Origin of the sequence: Sanyastnella coralliicola, from assembly GCF_030845195.1 — a bacterium.
Taxonomy (GTDB): domain Bacteria; phylum Bacteroidota; class Bacteroidia; order Flavobacteriales_D; family Sanyastnellaceae; genus Sanyastnella; species Sanyastnella coralliicola.
This window is the reverse complement of sequence record NZ_CP132543.1, coordinates 2358054-2375933: the sequence shown is the minus strand read 5'-3', so window position 1 is coordinate 2375933 and position 17880 is coordinate 2358054. Positions and strand designations below refer to the sequence as shown.

Annotated in this window: 14 protein-coding genes and 1 other RNA gene; 6 read left to right on the top strand and 9 right to left on the bottom strand. The window is 44.2% G+C overall.

The annotated features are described in order from the left end of the window. Positions 1–24 precede the first annotated feature (24 nt). Together RA156_RS09760 and RA156_RS09755 are read left to right on the top strand one after the other, a co-directional pair. The gene (locus RA156_RS09760; RefSeq protein ID WP_306639773.1) at positions 25–906 is read left to right on the top strand and encodes a hypothetical protein; all 882 of its coding nucleotides are present in this window, start codon (positions 25–27) and stop codon (positions 904–906) included. Further along, positions 906–2318, top strand: coding sequence for a sugar transferase (locus RA156_RS09755; protein WP_306639772.1), 1413 nt, complete (start codon positions 906–908; stop codon positions 2316–2318). The genes RA156_RS09760 and RA156_RS09755 overlap by 1 nt, the downstream gene beginning before the upstream one ends. Before the next feature lie 125 nt (positions 2319–2443). Here the strand turns inward: RA156_RS09755 and RA156_RS09750 are convergent, their stop codons facing one another. Further along, positions 2444–2824: a Fur family transcriptional regulator gene (locus RA156_RS09750; RefSeq protein ID WP_306639771.1), complete on the bottom strand. Its 381-nt coding sequence runs from the start codon at positions 2822–2824 to the stop codon at positions 2444–2446. Here RA156_RS09750 and RA156_RS16655 point away from each other — a divergent pair. The 4 genes from RA156_RS16655 (at position 2762) to RA156_RS09735 (ending at position 6421) form a co-directional block, all read left to right on the top strand. Further along, complete coding sequence (locus RA156_RS16655; protein ID WP_350339784.1) at positions 2762–3061, top strand: MerC domain-containing protein; 300 nt, start codon at positions 2762–2764, stop codon at positions 3059–3061. The genes RA156_RS09750 and RA156_RS16655 overlap by 63 nt on opposite strands. A gap of 53 nt (positions 3062–3114) precedes the next feature. Then, on the top strand, positions 3115–3303 hold the full coding sequence (locus RA156_RS09745; protein ID WP_306639770.1) for a hypothetical protein: 189 nt from the start codon (positions 3115–3117) through the stop codon (positions 3301–3303). A gap of 297 nt (positions 3304–3600) precedes the next feature. After that, positions 3601–4003, top strand: a transfer-messenger RNA (tmRNA) gene (gene ssrA / locus RA156_RS09740). 387 nt (positions 4004–4390) lie between these two features. Next, the gene (locus RA156_RS09735) at positions 4391–6421 is read left to right on the top strand and encodes a T9SS type A sorting domain-containing protein (RefSeq protein WP_306639769.1); all 2031 of its coding nucleotides are present in this window, start codon (positions 4391–4393) and stop codon (positions 6419–6421) included. A gap of 242 nt (positions 6422–6663) precedes the next feature. On the opposite strand, the gene RA156_RS09730 is transcribed toward RA156_RS09735, so the two are convergent. From RA156_RS09730 to RA156_RS09695, 8 genes are all read right to left on the bottom strand, one after another. Then, the gene (locus tag RA156_RS09730; RefSeq protein ID WP_306639768.1) at positions 6664–8757 is read right to left on the bottom strand and encodes a copper-translocating P-type ATPase; all 2094 of its coding nucleotides are present in this window, start codon (positions 8755–8757) and stop codon (positions 6664–6666) included. Positions 8758–8889: 132 nt separating this feature from the next. Then, on the bottom strand, positions 8890–9228 hold the full coding sequence (locus tag RA156_RS09725; protein WP_306639767.1) for a transposase: 339 nt from the start codon (positions 9226–9228) through the stop codon (positions 8890–8892). A 30-nt stretch (positions 9229–9258) separates the two neighbouring features. Then, entirely contained in the window at positions 9259–9441 is a 183-nt protein-coding gene (locus RA156_RS09720) for a hypothetical protein (protein ID WP_306639766.1), read from the bottom strand. Between the two features lie 445 nt (positions 9442–9886). After that, positions 9887–10396 carry a DUF3347 domain-containing protein gene (locus RA156_RS09715; protein WP_306639765.1) on the bottom strand — a complete coding sequence of 170 codons (510 nt, stop codon included), beginning with the start codon at positions 10394–10396 and terminating at the stop codon, positions 9887–9889. Between the two features lie 70 nt (positions 10397–10466). Then, positions 10467–11030 carry a DUF305 domain-containing protein gene (locus RA156_RS09710; RefSeq protein WP_306639764.1) on the bottom strand — a complete coding sequence of 188 codons (564 nt, stop codon included), beginning with the start codon at positions 11028–11030 and terminating at the stop codon, positions 10467–10469. A 26-nt stretch (positions 11031–11056) separates the two neighbouring features. Next, positions 11057–12832 carry an efflux RND transporter periplasmic adaptor subunit gene (locus RA156_RS09705; RefSeq protein WP_306639763.1) on the bottom strand — a complete coding sequence of 592 codons (1776 nt, stop codon included), beginning with the start codon at positions 12830–12832 and terminating at the stop codon, positions 11057–11059. A gap of 1 nt (position 12833) precedes the next feature. After that, positions 12834–14069 carry a TolC family protein gene (locus tag RA156_RS09700; protein ID WP_306639762.1) on the bottom strand — a complete coding sequence of 412 codons (1236 nt, stop codon included), beginning with the start codon at positions 14067–14069 and terminating at the stop codon, positions 12834–12836. After that, positions 14066–17866 carry an efflux RND transporter permease subunit gene (locus RA156_RS09695; RefSeq protein ID WP_306639761.1) on the bottom strand — a complete coding sequence of 1267 codons (3801 nt, stop codon included), beginning with the start codon at positions 17864–17866 and terminating at the stop codon, positions 14066–14068. Before RA156_RS09695 ends, RA156_RS09700 begins: the two co-directional genes overlap by 4 nt. Between the last annotated feature and the right edge of the window lie 14 nt (positions 17867–17880).

Genomic DNA, 17880 nt, shown 5'->3' with positions numbered 1-17880 from the left:
TGCGCTTCCTTTTTGTGGAGATAGATGATGAAAACAACTTTAGGAGCTATTTGTATCGCATGCTGCTTGGCGGCCTTTGTGGGGTGTGAGATTATCAACCCAGCAGAGCCATTGCCGGCATATCTGGTTATTCCATCATTCGACCTCGTCACTGATTACTCTTCAGAAGGATCAGATGCAGAAAAAATCACCGAAGTATGGGTCTTTGCGAACGATCAGTTGATCGGAGCCTATGACCTACCTGCGGAAGTTCCAATCCTCGTAGACGGTGTCACTGATATTGAGATTTATCCAGGCATCAAGAACAACGGAGTTGCTACTGACCGCATCATTTACCCATTCTATTCTACTTACCAGCTTGATCTTGATATGCGTCCACTGGAGAAAGACACGATCTTCCCAGTATTCGGATACAAAGAGTCAGTAACGGTAATCAACGTCGATGATTTCGAAAACAACACAGTGTTCACTGTCGATATCGGTGTGGAAGGAGAGATCGTGCGTACTACGGACGATGCGGTGGTGTTCGAAGGCGATGGATCAGGACTGGCCACATTGACTGCGGATGAGGCGTTGACGCGTATCGTGACCAACGAGCAAGATTTCGATCTACCAGGTAACCGTCTGTCATACCTCGAAATGAACTTCAGAAGCAACAACTCGATGGCAGTCGGACTGCTAGCAGTGAGTCCTGCTTCTACTGAGCGAGAGTATCTCGTGATATTGAATCCAACCACCAACGACGCAGGTGAAGAAGAGTGGAATAAGGTCTATGTGGATCTCAGTACCATCGCTGCTACGTATTCGACCTTCAGTGATTTCGAAGTCTTCATTGAGTCGGTGGAAGATGAATCTGGAAAAGAGGTAGAGCTCTACTTCGATAATATCAAGATCGTACACTTTTGATGAACAAAGGGCAACAGGTCGTAAAGTATCTTATCGCAGACTGGCTCAGCGCCTCTGCGGCATGGACCGTGCTCTACATTTTCCGAAAGAAGGTCATCGAATCCAACAAGTACGGATATGACATCCCGTTGGAGTTTAACGACAACTTCTATTATGGTCTCTTGCTGATTCCCATCTTCTGGGTCACGCTCTACACCATGGTAGGACAGTACAATCACATCTACCGGAGACACCGTCTGAAGGAGCTGAGTCAAACGCTATGGATCACCATGTTGGGAGTGATTCCGTTGTTCTTTGTCTTACTTCTGAACGATCAGATTACCTCGTACCGTGATTACTACCAATCCTTGTTGGTACTATTCGGGGCGCATTTCCTTTTGACTTTCACGCTTCGCTACATGCTCACCACGCGCACAGTGAAACGGATCCACAGTCGCGAAATTGGGTTCAATACCATTATCGTGGGTGGAAACGAGCGCGCTTTAGCGATGTATGAAGAGATCAAAGCCATGCGCAAGTCGCCTGGGTTCAAGTTCCTTGGTTTCGTGCGAGTGAATGGGAAAGACGATCTGCTAAGCAAGTACATGCCGTATTTAGGGCAGTACCAGCGTCTTCCTGAATTGATCAAGTTGAAGAACGTAGAGGAAGTCATCCTTGCGGTTGAATCTTCAGATCACAAAGAAATTGGCGCCATCCTCAACATGCTTGAAGGACAAGGCGTGAAGGTGAAAATCATCCCAGGTATTCACGATATCATGCGCGGTTCAGTGAAGATGACGAGCATCTTCGGAGCGCCACTGATCGAAGTGAACCAAGAGATCATGCCGGCATGGCAATTCAGCATCAAGCGTGTGATGGATATCGTATTCTCAGCGATTGCCGTAGCGTTACTGACGCCAGTATACTTGGTGCTCGCCATCCTCGTCAAGACCTCTTCGAAAGGACCGATTTTCTTCGTTCAAGAACGCATCGGAATCCATGGCAAGCCATTCAAGATCATTAAGTTCCGAACGATGTATCAAGATGCGGAGAAGAACGGTCCACAGCTCTCAAGTAGTGCTGATAGCCGTATCACACCGATCGGAAGGTTCCTCCGCAAAACAAGAATGGATGAGCTCCCACAATTCGTGAATGTCATGAAAGGGGAGATGGCACTCGTAGGTCCACGTCCAGAACGCCAGTTCTACATCGACCGAATCACCGAAAAAGCACCACACTACCGCCACCTACACAAGGTTCGTCCTGGCATCACCTCATGGGGCCAAGTCAAATACGGCTACGCAGAAAACGTAGACGAAATGATCGCACGTCTGAAGTACGATCTACTCTACATTGAAAACATGAGCCTAGCCGTAGACTTTAAGATTCTGTTCTACACGATACTTATCGTGCTTAAGGGGAGCGGGAAATAACCTTTTAAGGCGTATGGCTTAAGGCTTAAGGCTTAAGTTCTTGTTCCTGGTCTCGAGATTGACCAGTTATAGATTATCGATTTTTGATTATCGATTCCTGCCTCTAGACCCTAGACTCTCGTCTGCTAATTCAAACAATTATCACACGTCCCCTGGATCAGGATTTGAGATGAATTGATTTTCCTTCCAGGGATTGATGGTATAGACACTTCAAGATCTAGGCAATCAACTTTGCCGCAATCAGTGCATTGGAAGTGGGGGTGGACATCAGCGTGTCCGTGAGAAGAGCAGCCTTGGCATTTGGCGTACCACTTAATGCCATCTGAGCTCATAAAGGAATGAAGGATACCATCGTCTTCTAAACGATCGAGTAATCGATAGACTGTTGTTTTATTGACATCCTTTTTCAACGACTCAATCAGTGATACGGCTGAAATAGCGTCATGGCTATCAGCGAATTGGCTCAAAAGGAGGTCAAGAGATTTCGTGCGTCGTACAATTCCCATGGTTCGAATTTAGCGCAACTAGGTTGCGATAACAAATTCACTTGCTATATTTGCAACACAGTTGCATTAAGAGTGAAGTCGATTCAATTGAAATCAGATGTTATGGGAGCCGCGGCAAGCGGTCTGTGTATGATTCACTGCATGGCAACTCCATTCATCTTTATTGCGCACAGTTGTACGGCTGCCTGTTGTGAAACGGCACCAGCTTGGTGGAGATGGATAGACATCGGTTTTTGATCATATCCTTCTTTGCCGTGATGCACTCAGGCAAGCACACAACCAAAGTGGCCGTGAAATGGCTTCTCTGGATTACATGGATCGCTCTTGCTGTAGCTGTAATGAATGAAAACTTGGGGTGGTTTGCTGCCTCGCATTGGTTCAAATACTCGGCCGCTATCGGATTGGTAGCAGTACACATCTACAACTTGAAGTTTTGCCGTTGCCAAGACGACGAGTGCTGTGTACCGGCCACGACATAGAAAAGACTGCAACGATTGGTTACGAGAAATGAGTCACACGGTTAAGGCGTTTCCTCATGTCACTCTTAAGACTCATTTCGCAAACACAGTTTTAGAAAGGTTCTCAACAACCCCTCTCTCTGTGACCAGCCCCGCATTTGCGGGGCTTTTTGTTTCCGGCGTCCGGCGTCCGGCATCCGTCTCCCTATTCAACGGACGCCGGACGCCAGATGCCGGAATTCCCTATCTTTGCCTGCTCTGCCAAAGTGTCATCGGTATGAAATTTGATGTATACATGGCAAACGATCTTTGATTTCTGGGGCTGAACTGGCTTTGACAGCGAGATGAATCGCTAAGCAAGCATGTCGAGGTTTTCTTGCTTTACCTCGTAAATCCAAGGGCATGAGTCAGAAATGACAACACTTCTTACGCACTCGCGGCTTAATCTAGTCTAAGACAGATTGCCTAATTCGAGTCCTCTAGGTAGGACGGAACGAGTTGTCCGGTCTATGGGTATTGTTCCTTTCCTATAGACAACGGGCATCGTAAAAATGGGACTAGCAGAGGGCGGGCCTAACGCCTAATGCGAAATTTACTAGGCTAAGCTTTAGGTTGGGCGCTGATGTCCGGCTTCAAGTCGAAAATTAATCATCAGCTAAACATGTAGAAACCATAGATATTCCTCGTTTGGACGCGGGTTCGACTCCCGCCAGCTCCACTAATAAAAGGGACTTCCTAATCATTTAGGAGGTCCTTTTTTTATGCATTGGGGAGGAGAAGTTTATTCCGAGAACGGAGTGATTCGGAAACTCCCGCCAGCTAGACTTATAAAATGGACTTCCTATTCATTATGGGAGGTCCCTTTTTTGCATTGGGGATGGGAGGTTTTCTTGGGGAGCACGGCGATTTGGAAACCAAAGTTGCTTACTAACGGAGTGCGCTATTCTTGAATAAGTGAATGTTCAATCAAGATTAATTTAAAAAGTGGTTGAAGAGAACTACCATGTGCTAATTCACTGGATATTATGTAAAACAGGACTGCAATAATAAGATTCGAACGATTTGAATCAACGACTGAAAAAAGATAGGTTCACGGAAATTTCGGATTATGTTAAGAATTGTGATTTTATTCTATCTCTTACTATTATGCACTGTGGCTATTGCTGAGGAGGTAAGCATAGAAGTTCATACCGACAACTGGGGTTACGAAATATATTGGGAGCTTTCTGATGCTTCAAATGATTGTGGAGAGGAGCCTATTTTTGTCGGCGGAAATACAAATGTAGGATGCGAAGGAGGAGGCGGCCAACAACAATCAGCAGGAGGTTATCCCAATAACTCGACCATATCTGAAGGTCCATGGGATTTAGAGCTTGGAGGAAGCTACAAAGTAATCTTTATCGATGATTGGGGCGACGGAGGAGCAATATTTGATATTCAAATTGGTGGATATACGGTATACAGTTTTGAGGCAACTGGGGCAGAGGATGAGTTTATATTCGACGTTGTTGAGCTTCCAAATCTTGACGTAGGGATTCATGAACTTACAATGGGTCCCTATCTTAATCAAGGTGAGGTCGAAGTACAAGGTCATGTATTGAATAGTGGATTAGAGTCGATAAATTCGTTAACACTGGCATTTTGGGTGGGTAATGAGGAATGGATTGTTGGGAGTCTAAATGATTTAAGTATTGCCCCTTTTGAAGAATACACTTTTGTGCATCCGATTCTTTGGGGAGCATGGTCTCCGGGTTCTTATGAGCTATCCGTTCAAATTCTTGAAGTAAATGGATTAACGGGAGATGAGAATCCAATGAATGACATGCAGAATATTGATCTCACTGTATTGGACATTCAACCCAACATCTTGCCGAGTTATTTCTTAGATACTGAAAGTGTTGAAATTGAGGTGATTGCTGATAACACTGATCAAGTTGATCATCCACGTGATTTGGATTTTCACCCGGGTGGTGACCTCTGGATAATTAATCAAGGTACTGAAAATACAGGTGGTTCAACTGTAAAAATTACAGATCCGGGTTCTCAAAATCAGAATTCTCTATGGCAGCAAGATGGTAATGCTTGGCATTTTATGTCACTACCGAGTGCGATCGCTTTTGGGTTGAATACTAATTTTGCCACCTCTACAGCGGTTTTTGATGCCAATCATGACGGGGGAGAACCATTCACCGGACCTGCTTTATGGTCAAGTGATCCTGACATATATGCCCAGCCGTCAGGAGGAAATGGTAGTCATTTGGACATGCTTCATGAAAGTCCGTATTCAATGGGTATAGCTTGGGAAAGGGATAATATTTATTGGGTTTTTGACCACTTTAATGGAGATATTGCTCGCTATGATTTTGCTGAAGATCACGGTCCAGGAAATTCCGATCATGCTGATGGAATCATCTGGAGATTTCCAGAGGTCGAGGTAAGCTGGATTGAACAGGGAATCTCCTGCCATATTGAGTTCGACGAGGATAAAGAAGATTTGTACATCGTTGATGGAGGGCAAGGTAGAGTTTTGCGACTTAATTCTGCTTCGGGAAATTTATCAGGAGTTCCGTCTTGGGGACCACATGAATCTTTAGCAGAATATGCAAACGTTACTGGAGTCGAGTGGGATGTTGTTGTTCAAGAAGGTCTCATAGAACCTAGTGGAATTGAAATTCTGGATGGCTACATGGTAGTCAGCGACCATGCCAATGGAGACGTCATATTTTTTGATATCAGTGAACTCCCTGCTAACGAAATTGGAAGAGTAAGCACAGGCGCTCCTGGCATACAAGGAATTGTAATTGGACCTGACGGTTTCTTATGGTACGTGAATTCTATAACCAACGAAGTAGGTCGGCTTATTCCAGATTCAGTCATCCTGAATACGACAGAGGCTTCAGAGACTATAGTAGAAGTTTTTCCTAACCCCGCATCAGAGTTTTTTAGTGTTCGTATAGACAAGCAATTCGAGCATGGATATATAAATCTTTACTCAGCATCTGGTGAAATTGTACATACCGAGAAACTCAATGGTTCAGATCGATTTACGATTCTAACGCATCAATTACCTAGAGGAGTTTATGTTCTTGAGGTCGGTGGATCGGAATTTTTGATCAACAAAAGATTGATTATCCAATAGCGTTTTACGTAAAAAAAAAAGAGGACGACAAATTGTCGTCCTTTTTAATTTCAGACATGTTGATTCTATTTCTTCAAAATGGGTGGTGAGGTCAATGGTGATTGGGTTTGGTTATTCAATTTGGGCATTTTCAAATAATTAGGGAGAGATCTGGATGCCACGGCATTTAGTTGGTTAATTGTTATCGCTTCTTGAGGAACTTATCAAATGATTCTAATGGTCAACTCTGTCAGATTGAGAAATCAAATGTTGATTTGAGATTTTTTAATTTTATTCTTTAGGATTTGGGCATTTAGGGCTACTATAATCGTACTCAAAATCATAAAGATAGCGCCAATAGCAGGCTCGAGAACGAAGCCGTAGGAATATAGCACGCCTGCTGCCAAAGGAATAGTCAATACATTATATCCTAAGGCCCATATGAGATTTTGAATCATCTTCCTGTAAGTAACTTTTCCAAATAGAATGAGGTTAACTATATCTTGTGGGTCGCTATTAACAAGAATAATATCAGCTGTTTCAGCTGCAATATCTGCACCTGAACCTACAGCAATCCCTACATCCGCTTGTGCCAAAGCAGGGGCATCATTTACACCATCCCCCGCCATTGCTACGAATTCACCCTGCGCTTGTAGTTCTCTTAATTTTTCTTGTTTTTCATGAGGTAATACATTGGCCATGAACTTATTCATAGCTAATCTGTTGGCCACGTCTTGGGCAACATCTTCACTATCACCAGTTAGTAAAAGGGTTTTTATGTTGTTTTTATGCAGTGTCTTTATGGCTCCGAAAGAAGCTTTCCTGATTTGGTCAGCGAAGGAGACAAATCCGATTATCTCACCGTTTGATAAAAAGAACACTTTTGTTTCGGCGCTTGAATCCGTGTATTCCGTGTCACTGCGGTTGATCTTTTTCAATATACCATTGCCTCCGGCTTCTATTTTTTGCCCTTCTACAATCGCGCTAACACCAATTCCGGGTTCATATTTGAAGTCTTCTGCATGGGGAATGGAAATACCCTCTGATTTGGCCTTTCTTAGGAGTCCTTTGGCAATATGGTGCTCAGAATATTGCTCTACAGCAGTAGCTAATCGTAATAGTTCTCGCTCATTTATTCCGTCTTGTAGAGGCACTATTCGTATCACTTCATGAGAACCTTGGGTAAGCGTTCCGGTTTTATCGAAAACGATAATACTGATTCTACGACTGTTCTCAAATGCCGTCCGATTGCGTATGAGCAGACCGTTTTGTGCGGAAATGGTTGTGGAAATAGCTACCACCAGTGGCACGGCCAGTCCTAACGCATGGGGGCAGGAAATAATCATGACGGTTACCATTCGCTCCAGGGCATATACAAAGTCAAAGCCTAACGCTATCCAAACCACCAACGTTCCGAAACCAACTGTGAGCGCAATGTAGGTAAGCCATTTGGCTGCCCGATCTGCCAGATTTTGGGTTTTACTTTTTGTTTTCTGCGCTTCCCGTACCATTGTAATCACTTTATTCAGATAGCTGTCCTTTCCCGCTCCCTTCACTTCTATACGTAATGTGCCGTTACCGTTGATGGCTCCGCCAATTACTGTGTCGCCTTCTCTCTTTTTTACCGGTTTGGATTCACCTGTGAGCATACTTTCGTTAAGGTGGCTTTCTCCTTTAAAAATGAGGCCGTCCGCAGGTATCTGTGCTCCAGGTTTTACTTGTATGTGGTCGCCTTTTTGTAATTCATCCAACTTTACTTTTTCAACCGAGCCATCACCGCTAATTCGATAAGCCTCCGATGGCATCATACTGACCAGCAGCTCCAGTGCTTTGGAAGCTCCCAAGACGGACTTCATTTCTATCCAATGACCAACCAGCATAATGTCAATAAGTGTTACCAGCTCCCAGAAGAACATTTTCCCTTCCAACCCAAATACTACGGCAGTGCTGTACGCATATGCTACGGTAATGGCAACGGCAATGAGGGTCATCATGCCTAAAGCACCCTTTTTTACTTCATCCTTCAACCCTTTCAGGAATGGCCAGCCTCCATAAAAGAAAGCAAGAGATGAAAGGGCAAAAAGGACATACAAGTTGCCGTTGAATACCAATTCAAAGCCCATAAAATCCTGTATCATAGGGGAAAGGACCAAAACAGGAATGGAGATGACCAGGGAGACCCAAAACCGTTTTTTAAAGTCTTCAATCATCATTTTGTGATGGTCGTGATGGGCATGGCCGTGCGGTGGGTTCCCGCCATGCTGTCCATATCCTTGATGTTCATGCCCCTGGTGAGTATGGTGGTTATGGTGACTGTGATTTTGGTGCTCTGAATGTTTTTTGTGTTGATGTTCCATATTCCTTTGGTTTTTTATTTTTCAATAGACATATTACCCTTTTACCTCTCAATAGCTTTTCTGTAGGGGAGCCAAGGACTTTTGGTCATCGTTTTTAGAAGATGACATGGAGACCAGTGGGTTCGATTTCGTCTATTGAATTTGTATGGAGACTCTGAGATAGTAATCCAGATGTTTCAAAGACACATGGTGATGTATGCCCCGAATCCAGTTCTTCAAATTGAAGATGTGCCAATGAAGTAATTCGAAGTTCTTTCCCGAAGCAGTAGGTAAGTATTGGTGCCAGCGTTCTCCGACAGCCGTTTCATATGCTTTCCAGCCATCTGTTGCATTCACTGCGTGTACATCAACCATTTTATCGATGCCTTTCTTTAGTTGCTCTGAGCTATAACTCTCTATGATGATCGCGTTTGCGTTTTTAATCTTTGGGCGTTGACCTGAGTCTTCAGGGTACTCAACCTCAATAGCCACTTGAACTTTCTTCTTCTTTCCATGACTCCTTCAAGGAGCTCCTTTCTCTGCGCCACCAATGACGGTCTCATCTACTTCTACATTATCAAGCAACCGTTGAGGCCCCGTTGATTTCATTGCTTGTTGTACTTTTCGCTTGAAAAACCATGCGGTTTGTTGCTTAAAACTGAACTGTCTAGCAATCTCTGTGGTTGCCATGGCTTTCTTCATCATAGACTACTGATAGGTAATGACAAAAGCTTCGACCAAGCTAAATTTGACCTTGTGAAATAGGGTGTGTGCGGTGAAAGATTCATCATAATGACATCGTTGACACCTCTTATGATACCATGTTCTTCCTTTTATAGAATGTTCGTAGCCACAAGGACGACAGTCGTCTTCCATTTGGAAGTCTCGCATGAACGATACTATATCTGTATACTTCTTCATAGCTATTGATTTTTAGCTAATAATTAGCCTCAGAACGTAAGGGATTCAGGTACTTCAGAAGTAAATGGGTAATTTGTTTGAGTTTTTCATCATCCTGTTGTTTTTATTGAACAAAAGCGAAGGCAACAATTCCTGCCAAAATCACGTAGATAAACCAATTGAAATATTTCCTGTATTTACCTGATTTTGGGGAATCTCCTGTTCTACAACATGCCTTCATTTGTCCAGATTAAAGTTCTTCTTTTACACTACCACAGTGCAGCATTTTGTCTCCGAAATAGGGATTGTTGACTTGCTTTTCTGCACTTAACCAATAAGCTCCCTTATTGTCCATTGCCATCGGGCAATACTGCCTGTACAGTTTATTGTCATTTGCTCCGGTAGCTTTTACCAGTGCATAGATGTTGTCAGAAAGTGTATTGAAATGATCCCGTTGATGTCCTGCATCTTTGGTTTCGGAAATGTGTTCTGCATCAAAGCGAATTTTTTGGGCCAGTTTGTCCTGGTTATCACCCAATGCTTCTACCAATTTCCCGGCTGCTTTGCTCGCAGCTTCACCATCTGTTTTTACTAAAGCATCTTTTATTTCCAGGTAACTGTTCAGTATTTTAGTAGCTTGTGCTTTGCTTATGCTGGTTTGTACCGTTGTTTCTGTGTTTGCATTGTCCTGTGCATTACCACATGACGTAAAGGCTGTTGCAAATCCGATTGCAAGTGCCATAGCTAAGGTTGATTTCATTGTCTTCATTTTTTTATTACATTTTAGAATTTTGATTGATTAGTGTTTCTGTAAGTCGCATGTTTAGAGCTTATTTATTTAGATTTCGAGTTTCTTTTTCAAGGAAGCCATTGAACTTTGGCACAGATCGATACTTTTTTTCTTCATCCGTTCGAACAACACCATTTTCTTTGATATCGTTGATTAGCCACTGCATTTCCATGATTTCCCTACGTTGTGCTTTAATAATTTCATCAGCGAGTTTCCTAACCCTTACATCTTCTATTTGAGCACGCTCACTGGTTAGAATGGCAATTGAATGGTGAGGGATCATGCCCTCCATATAATCTACCCCAGTTACAGTTATTTGACTTCTCACCAGACCTATTCCACCCCCGATTAATAAGATGCCCAGAATAGTGATAGCGATATTGACATTGTGCTTTCTGTACATATTGAGCATAAAAAGTAGCATGATGATAATCATTGAACCTGCCATAATAAGTGTCATGAAGAAGCGGGTTTCACTGAACCAGAAATGATCGATAATCTGGTACGAGTGTGTATACATTAAAAAAAACATTGCTACCATCGATGTGGCGATCATTGCAAAAAATTTCAGATAACTGCTGTTGTGATTGTGTTTGTTTTCCATTGATATTTGAATTTTAAAGTGAATAATTATTGAATTTTTTGTTTTACCTCCCCACAGGTCAGCATATCCTGACCGAAATAGGGGTTTCTTATTTCCTTGTTGTTACTGATCCAGTCAGCTCCGTTGTTGCTATTGGCCATTGGGCAATGCTGGATGTAAAGAGCCTGGTCAAATGGCCCGAAAGACTTCGCCATCATTACAAACTGGTCGGATAAGTCCTTGAACCCTTTCCGTGCCTGACCAATGTTTTCTGCACTGGTGATAACTTTTAGGGCTTTTTCTGCCTGGCTATTGTGTTCCATCCAGACATTATGAGCTTCTCCTTTAAATACACTCATATTGACCTTGCCCAACTTATCCAGAAAAGTACCGGCAATAGCTTTGCCCTTTTCCAAATCATCCGCTACCAGTGCATCTTTCAGTAAGAGGTATTCATCGAACAGTGGAATTAAGGTTTGTTTGGCTTTTTTGCTTATCGCCACCGTTTTGGAATGGCCGGAGTGGTCAGCCGAAGTATTGGTGGAACTACCACCATGATTATGCCCCATAGAAACCGGGCCACCTTCCGGGTTCATCATGCTTGGCTTACCTGCCAGTTGAGCTGCTGCATCAATGCTGAACGTGCCATGTGTAGCAATTTCAACGCCTGCTTCCAGCCCTTCTTTTACAATGTAGCTATCCCCCAGAGCCGGGCCAAGGACAATTTCCTGCATCATAAAGCTGATACCGGATGCGTTGCTTTGTTTGATGTACACTACTGACCGTTCTCCCGTCCACATCACAGCCGACTTAGGCACGATCAGTTCTTCCTTCATTTGCTGTATCGGGCTTTTTACAATGCCAACCGCAAACATATCCGGCTTGAGTTTCATGCCCGGATTGGTCATTTCCACCCTTGCGGTAGCTACCCGTGTTTTGGGATTGATGACCGGATCCACAAAAGTGATGTTGCCCTTAAAGGTTTCTCCGGGCAGAGAGTGAATGGTAAAAACCACATCGTTGCCCTTTTTTATCCAGGGCATATCGCTTTCATACACATCAAACAACACCCATATTTTAGAAAGGTCGGCCACTTCAAACAGGGTTTGTCCTTTTTTGATGTAATCACCCAGGTTCACCTTTTTGGTCAATACCACACCCGATACATCGGCCAGTACCGGAAACTGTTCCTGTGGTTCACCGGCCTCCAGTATGTTGTCAATCTGTTTCTCGGTGAGTTTCCAGTTCAGGAGCTTTCCTCTGGCAGCCTGATAGAGCTGTGGCTGGTCGTCTTTGATTTTATATGCCTCAAAGAGTTCTTCCTGGGCGGTAACCAGTTCCGGTGAATAGACATAGGCTAATACCTGTCCTTTGGAAACCTGCTCTCCGGTAAAACTGACCATGAGCTTCTCAATTCGTCCGGGTATGTGAGAAGATTGAGAGGAAATTTTTCGCTCATCGGCTTTTACCTTACCGTTCATGCGTACCTCCTTTAACGGTTTTTGTTTGGTGATAACCGAAGTCTGCACATTGGCCAGTTGCATCGCTGTTGGTGACATTTTTATCTCCATCGGGTTTTCTTCGTCCGAAGATTCATTGTTCAACGGAATCAAGTCCATCCCGCAAATCGGGCATTGGCCCGGTTCTGGTTGCCGAATCTGCGGGTGCATGGAGCAAGTCCAGATGGTGTTTTCGGATTGTTCGTGCTGGTGTTCACTGGCCTTGTTCTCCGGTGTTCCGCCAAAGAAAAACCAGCCCAAAAGAAGCCCCAAAACAAGGGTTCCTAATGCAATGTAGATGGTGTTTTTATTTAGATTCTTCATGTCATTCAGATTTTGCCGTTAAGTAATCGAGTTTGGCTAATGCGGTGTAGTAGTCTTTTAATGCAATAGCATCAGCTATTTGATATTTGAGCAATTCCTGTTGCATCCGAAGGATTTCTTCAAAATCTTTTCCTGAATTGCTGTATGCGGTGAGCAATAGTTCAATTGCCTGTTCGGTTTTATTACTTTGTGCCCTGTACAGTTCTATAAGCTCTAAGGCTTTGTCCAGTTCAAACCAAGCCATTTCATAGGAGCTGACCAGGTTGTTTTCAAAGTCCTCTTTGGATAAGGCAATAGCCGACTGGGTGAATTGTGCTTCTTTAACTGCAGCTTTGTATTTCCCTCTGAAAATAGGCAGGCTCATGGTTACCATTGGCATCACCACATCTTTGCCGTTATCAGGAACATTCATTTGCCCTTCACCTACGATCACATAATCCAGCCCGACACCAAAACTCGGTAAGCCCATTTTTTTAGCTACTTCTTCCTTTGTCTGTACCGACTGCATTTTTAGGTTGAGTGCTTCCAGCATAGGGTGTTGGGTGAGCAAGCTATCCTTTCTGTAACCGTTTTCAACTTGCAGTAAAGGAATTGAATCCGGTACGGACACCTGAATGGTATCCGCTCGATTGAGCAAGGTATTGAACCGTGTCAGCAGGGATATCTTTTTATCCTGCAACAGCTTGATGTCTGTTTCGGTGTTCTCGATCATAATATCCACCCGAATCACGTCCACCATGCTTCCTTTATCGTTCTTGAAACCGGTTGTCGCCAATTGCTTGAAGGTGTACAGGATGTCCCTGTTTTCTTCTTGCAATAGCAGTGTCCGATTGACTTCATACAACGGATACCAGGCTGCTTTTACCTTGTAATACAGCTCATTTCTGGCATTCAGGAATACCTGGTATTTGGCTTCTGCCATAAGTGTTGCCATTTCTCCTTTGGCTGCCAGTGTGCCAAACCAGGGAAACATCTGGGATAAACCAAATTTCGCCTGTTGTGGCCCGACCCTTGTTTCTACTGGGCTAATGAAATAGCCAAAAGACAGTTTGGGATCCGGCAGTGCATTGACCTGCGCCACCCGTTGCATCGCAGCTTCAAATTCCGCATACTTAGCTTTCAGGCCCGGATTGTTCTCGGATGCTTCTTTTAAATAATCATCCAGGGTTTGCGCATTCAAGAAACCTGACACGCACACCAGCAGGACGCTCACGATGTATTTTTTGAATGTGCTCATGGTTGTTGTTTTTTAAGTTTTCTTTCTTCCCTCATGCAGTAGAGTACCGGCACGATGAAATAGGTAATGGAAGCCACTATCATTCCACCAAAGGCGGGAATGGCCATCGGTATCATAATGTCAGCCCCCCGGCCTGTGGAGGTGAGTACCGGTAATAGTGCTATAATGGTCGTAGCAGAAGTCATAATAGCCGGTTTAATCCTTCGTTGGCCGGCCTTGACCACTGCTGCTCGTATTTCAGGGATGCTAGTGGTTTTGTGTTTTGCAAAGCTCTGGTCGAGATAGGTTCCCATCAGCACACCATCATCGGTAGCAATTCCAAAGAGGGCAATAAATCCCACCCAAACAGCCACACTTAAATTAATGGGGTACATCTGGAACAGCTCCCGTATGTTGGTTCCAAATACCGAGAAGTTGAAGAACCAATCCTGTGCATAGAACCAAAGCATCACAAAAGCTCCGCTAAAAGCCATTGCGATTCCGGTAAAGATCATTAGCGAAGTGCTCACGGATTTAAACTGGAAATAGAGTATTAAAAAGATGATAACAAATACCACCGGCACAATGATGGAAAGTCGTTTTTCTGCCCGTACCTGGTTCTCATAACTCCCGGAGAATTTGTAGCTTACTCCCGAAGGTACTACCAGCTCTCCCTGGTCTATTTTGTTCTGAATGAAGCGTTGTGCTTCTTCCACCACATCTACTTCTGCATAGCCGTCATTTTTGTCCAGTAAGACATAACCCACTAAAAAGGTGTTTTCACTTTTTATCATTTGCGGGCCTTTTATGTATTCTATATCCACCAATTCGGTTAATGGAACCTGAACATCGGTAGGGGTAGGAATGAATATCTTTTTCAGTTCGTCCGGATCATCCCGCAGCTCTCTTGGATAACGCACCCGAACCGGGAACCGCTCACGGCCTTCCACCGTAGAGGTAATTTTCATACCTCCTATAGCGGTTTCAATGGTTTGCTGAACGTCTTCGATGTGCAGGCCATACCTTGCAATAGCATCCCGGTTAATGTTCAGATGGATGTAGGGTTTACCTACAATCCGGTCGGCAAATACGGCTTCTTTCTTTACCGATGGCACTTCTTTCAGGATGTTTTCGAGTTTCATCCCGAAGTCCTCAATGGTTTTTAAATCCGGGCCAAATACTTTGATGCCCATTGGTGCTCGCATACCGGTTTGGAGCATCACAAGTCGGGTTTCAATGGGCTGCAACTTAGGTGCGGAGGTTACGCCTGGTATGTTGGTCACCTTTACAATCTCGTTCCAGATGTCGTCAGGACTTTTGATATGAGACCGCCAGTTGCGGAAATATTGCCCGGATTCATCCGGAATCAGTTCGTCTTCCGTGATGCCTTGCGCAAGCGCATCTTCATTGGTCAGGGTATCACCGGAAGTTAGAATGAACCGGTTATCGTTATCTACTTTGAACCGCACCCGGTGCCCCTTTTTATTCAGTTTGTATTCGGGTTTGTAGTTGATGATGTTCTCATACATGGAAATGGGTGCAGGGTCAAGGGCAGATTCTACACGTCCCATTTTTCCGACTGATAATTCCACTTCCGGGATGTTGGCCATCAGCATATCGAGTTGTTGTACCACCCGTTTGTTCTGCTCGATTCCAGCATGAGGCATAGAGGTTGGCATGAGCAGGAAACTCCCTTCATCCAGCGAAGGCATAAACTCTTTACCAACACCGGGAAAGGCATGGGTTAGTCCTGACCATACCGAAGTGGTTCGGATGTTGACATCGAGCTTATCAATGCCTTTGGCGATGAAGCCAAAGACACTGTTAAAACCAAACCAGATAACCGTTCCCCAAAGAATAACAAAGGCAGGAAGCAATAGGAATTTCTTTTTATTGACCAGACACCAGTTCAGTATGCGCTTATAGTATCTTTCCAATAGATAGAAGAAACCCAGTATAACTGATACAATCAGGGCAACGAAAATGAAGTTCCACAAGAGCGACTTTCCTGCTCCCAAGGGCATCCAATAGTTGGCCAATAACCAGATTACCGAAACCACTGTAACGATTAGTGCCAGGTTACGGGTAAAGAAGTTTTGCTTCGGGCTGTATTCGGTAATAAACCAGGCTGCTCCAAAAGCCATCAGGGTAACGCCTCCCCAAACGCTTGCCCAAACGGCAGTTATTAAACCACCTAAAAGCAACAGCGCATTGAACAGTTTTCGTTTCGCTTTCTTATTGATTTTAATACCAAATACCCAGTGCGCCAGTGTAGGCAGGATGATCAGGGCAACAATAAGGGCAGCGATTAATGCAAAGGTTTTGGTAAAGGCCAGTGGCCGGAACAGTTTTCCTTCGGCAGCTTCCATTGTGAATACTGGCACGAAGCTCACAATGGTAGTGCCTACGGCAGTTAAAATGGCTGAACCTACTTCGGCTGCTGCATTGTAGATGGTATCTACGAGTTTTTGTCCAGGTGGGGATTCTTTTAAATGCTTGATGATATTTTCAGACAGCACAATCCCTAAATCCACCATTGTACCGATAGCGATGGCAATACCAGATAGTGCTACAATGTTCGCATCTACGCCAAAGTAGCGCATGGCGATGAACACCATGAGTACCGCTATAGGTAACAAGCTGGAAATTAAGATGGATGCCCGTAGATTCAGCATCATCACTATTACCACCAGAATGGTAATGAGCAATTCCAGCGAAAGGGCTTCTTCTAGTGTACCTAATGTCTCATGGATAAGTTGGGCACGGTCATAGAAAGGAACAATGGTGAGCTGGCTTTCGACGCCATTGACCAATGTTTTCTTAGGTAGTCCTGGAGCAATCTCATTGATCTTTTCCTTTACATTATTAATGACTTTTAGTGGGTTGGAGCCGTAACGGGCTACTACCACACCACCCACTACTTCAGCTCCGTCTTTATCCAACAAGCCTCGGCGGGTAGCTGGTCCCAATGTTACCACCCCAATATCTTTAATGCGGATGGGTACATTATCGTGAACAGCGACCACCGCTTTCTCCAAATCTTCGATGGACTTGATGTACCCCAATCCTCTTACCAGGTATTCGGCCTGGTTGATCTCAATGGTTTTGGCTCCTACGTCTTTGTTAGACTTCTTAACAGCCATCATCACCTTGTGCAAGGGGATGTCATAGACTTTCAGTGCATTCGGATTGACATCTACCTGGTATTCCTGCACAAAACCACCGATAGACGCGACCTCTGAAACACCATCCACAGCATTTAAGCCGTATTTTACATAAAAATCCTGGACGGTACGTGTCTCATGTAAATCCCACCCACCGGTGGGATTTCCGTCTTTATCACGCCCTTCCAATGTGTACCAGTAAACCTGTCCTAAAGCGGTGGCATCCGGCCCCAATGAGGGTTGCACACCATCGGGCAGTAAACCGGAAGGCAATGAATTTAGTTTTTCCATTATCCGCGAACGAGACCAATAAAAGTCAATGTCCTCATTGAAAATGATGTAGATGCTGCTGAATCCGAATATGGAAGAACTTCGGATAGACTTCACTCCGGGAATACCCAACAGGGAAGTAGTGAGCGGATAGGTGATCTGGTCTTCGATGTCTTGAGGAGACCTACCCATCCATTGTGTAAACACAATCTGCTGGTTCTCTCCGATGTCAGGGATTGCATCTACCGCTACCGGATCAGAGGGGAGTGCCCCAATTTTCCAATTGAAGGGAGCGGTTACTAATCCCCATCCTACAAACAAGATGATGATTAAAAGTGTTACTAACTTGTTTACAAGAAAGTAACGGATGATTTTGTTCAACATAACATACCATTACA

Bases quoted from the DNA above. Each gene is read 5' to 3' on its own strand.
- RA156_RS09705 (WP_306639763.1), bottom strand. From the start codon at position 12,832: ATGAAGAATCTAAATAAAAACACCATCTACATTGCATTAGGAACCCTT.
- RA156_RS09720 (WP_306639766.1), bottom strand. From the start codon at position 9,441: ATGATGAAGAAAGCCATGGCAACCACAGAGATTGCTAGACAGTTCAGT.
- RA156_RS09710 (WP_306639764.1), bottom strand. From the start codon at position 11,030: ATGGAAAACAAACACAATCACAACAGCAGTTATCTGAAATTTTTTGCA.
- RA156_RS09755 (WP_306639772.1), top strand. From the start codon at position 906: ATGAACAAAGGGCAACAGGTCGTAAAGTATCTTATCGCAGACTGGCTC.
- RA156_RS16655 (WP_350339784.1), top strand. From the start codon at position 2,762: ATGGCTATCAGCGAATTGGCTCAAAAGGAGGTCAAGAGATTTCGTGCG.
- RA156_RS09695 (WP_306639761.1), bottom strand. From the start codon at position 17,866: ATGTTGAACAAAATCATCCGTTACTTTCTTGTAAACAAGTTAGTAACA.
- RA156_RS09760 (WP_306639773.1), top strand. From the start codon at position 25: ATGATGAAAACAACTTTAGGAGCTATTTGTATCGCATGCTGCTTGGCG.
- RA156_RS09715 (WP_306639765.1), bottom strand. From the start codon at position 10,396: ATGAAATCAACCTTAGCTATGGCACTTGCAATCGGATTTGCAACAGCC.
- RA156_RS09700 (WP_306639762.1), bottom strand. From the start codon at position 14,069: ATGAGCACATTCAAAAAATACATCGTGAGCGTCCTGCTGGTGTGCGTG.
- RA156_RS09735 (WP_306639769.1), top strand. From the start codon at position 4,391: ATGTTAAGAATTGTGATTTTATTCTATCTCTTACTATTATGCACTGTG.
- RA156_RS09730 (WP_306639768.1), bottom strand. From the start codon at position 8,757: ATGGAACATCAACACAAAAAACATTCAGAGCACCAAAATCACAGTCAC.
- RA156_RS09750 (WP_306639771.1), bottom strand. From the start codon at position 2,824: ATGGGAATTGTACGACGCACGAAATCTCTTGACCTCCTTTTGAGCCAA.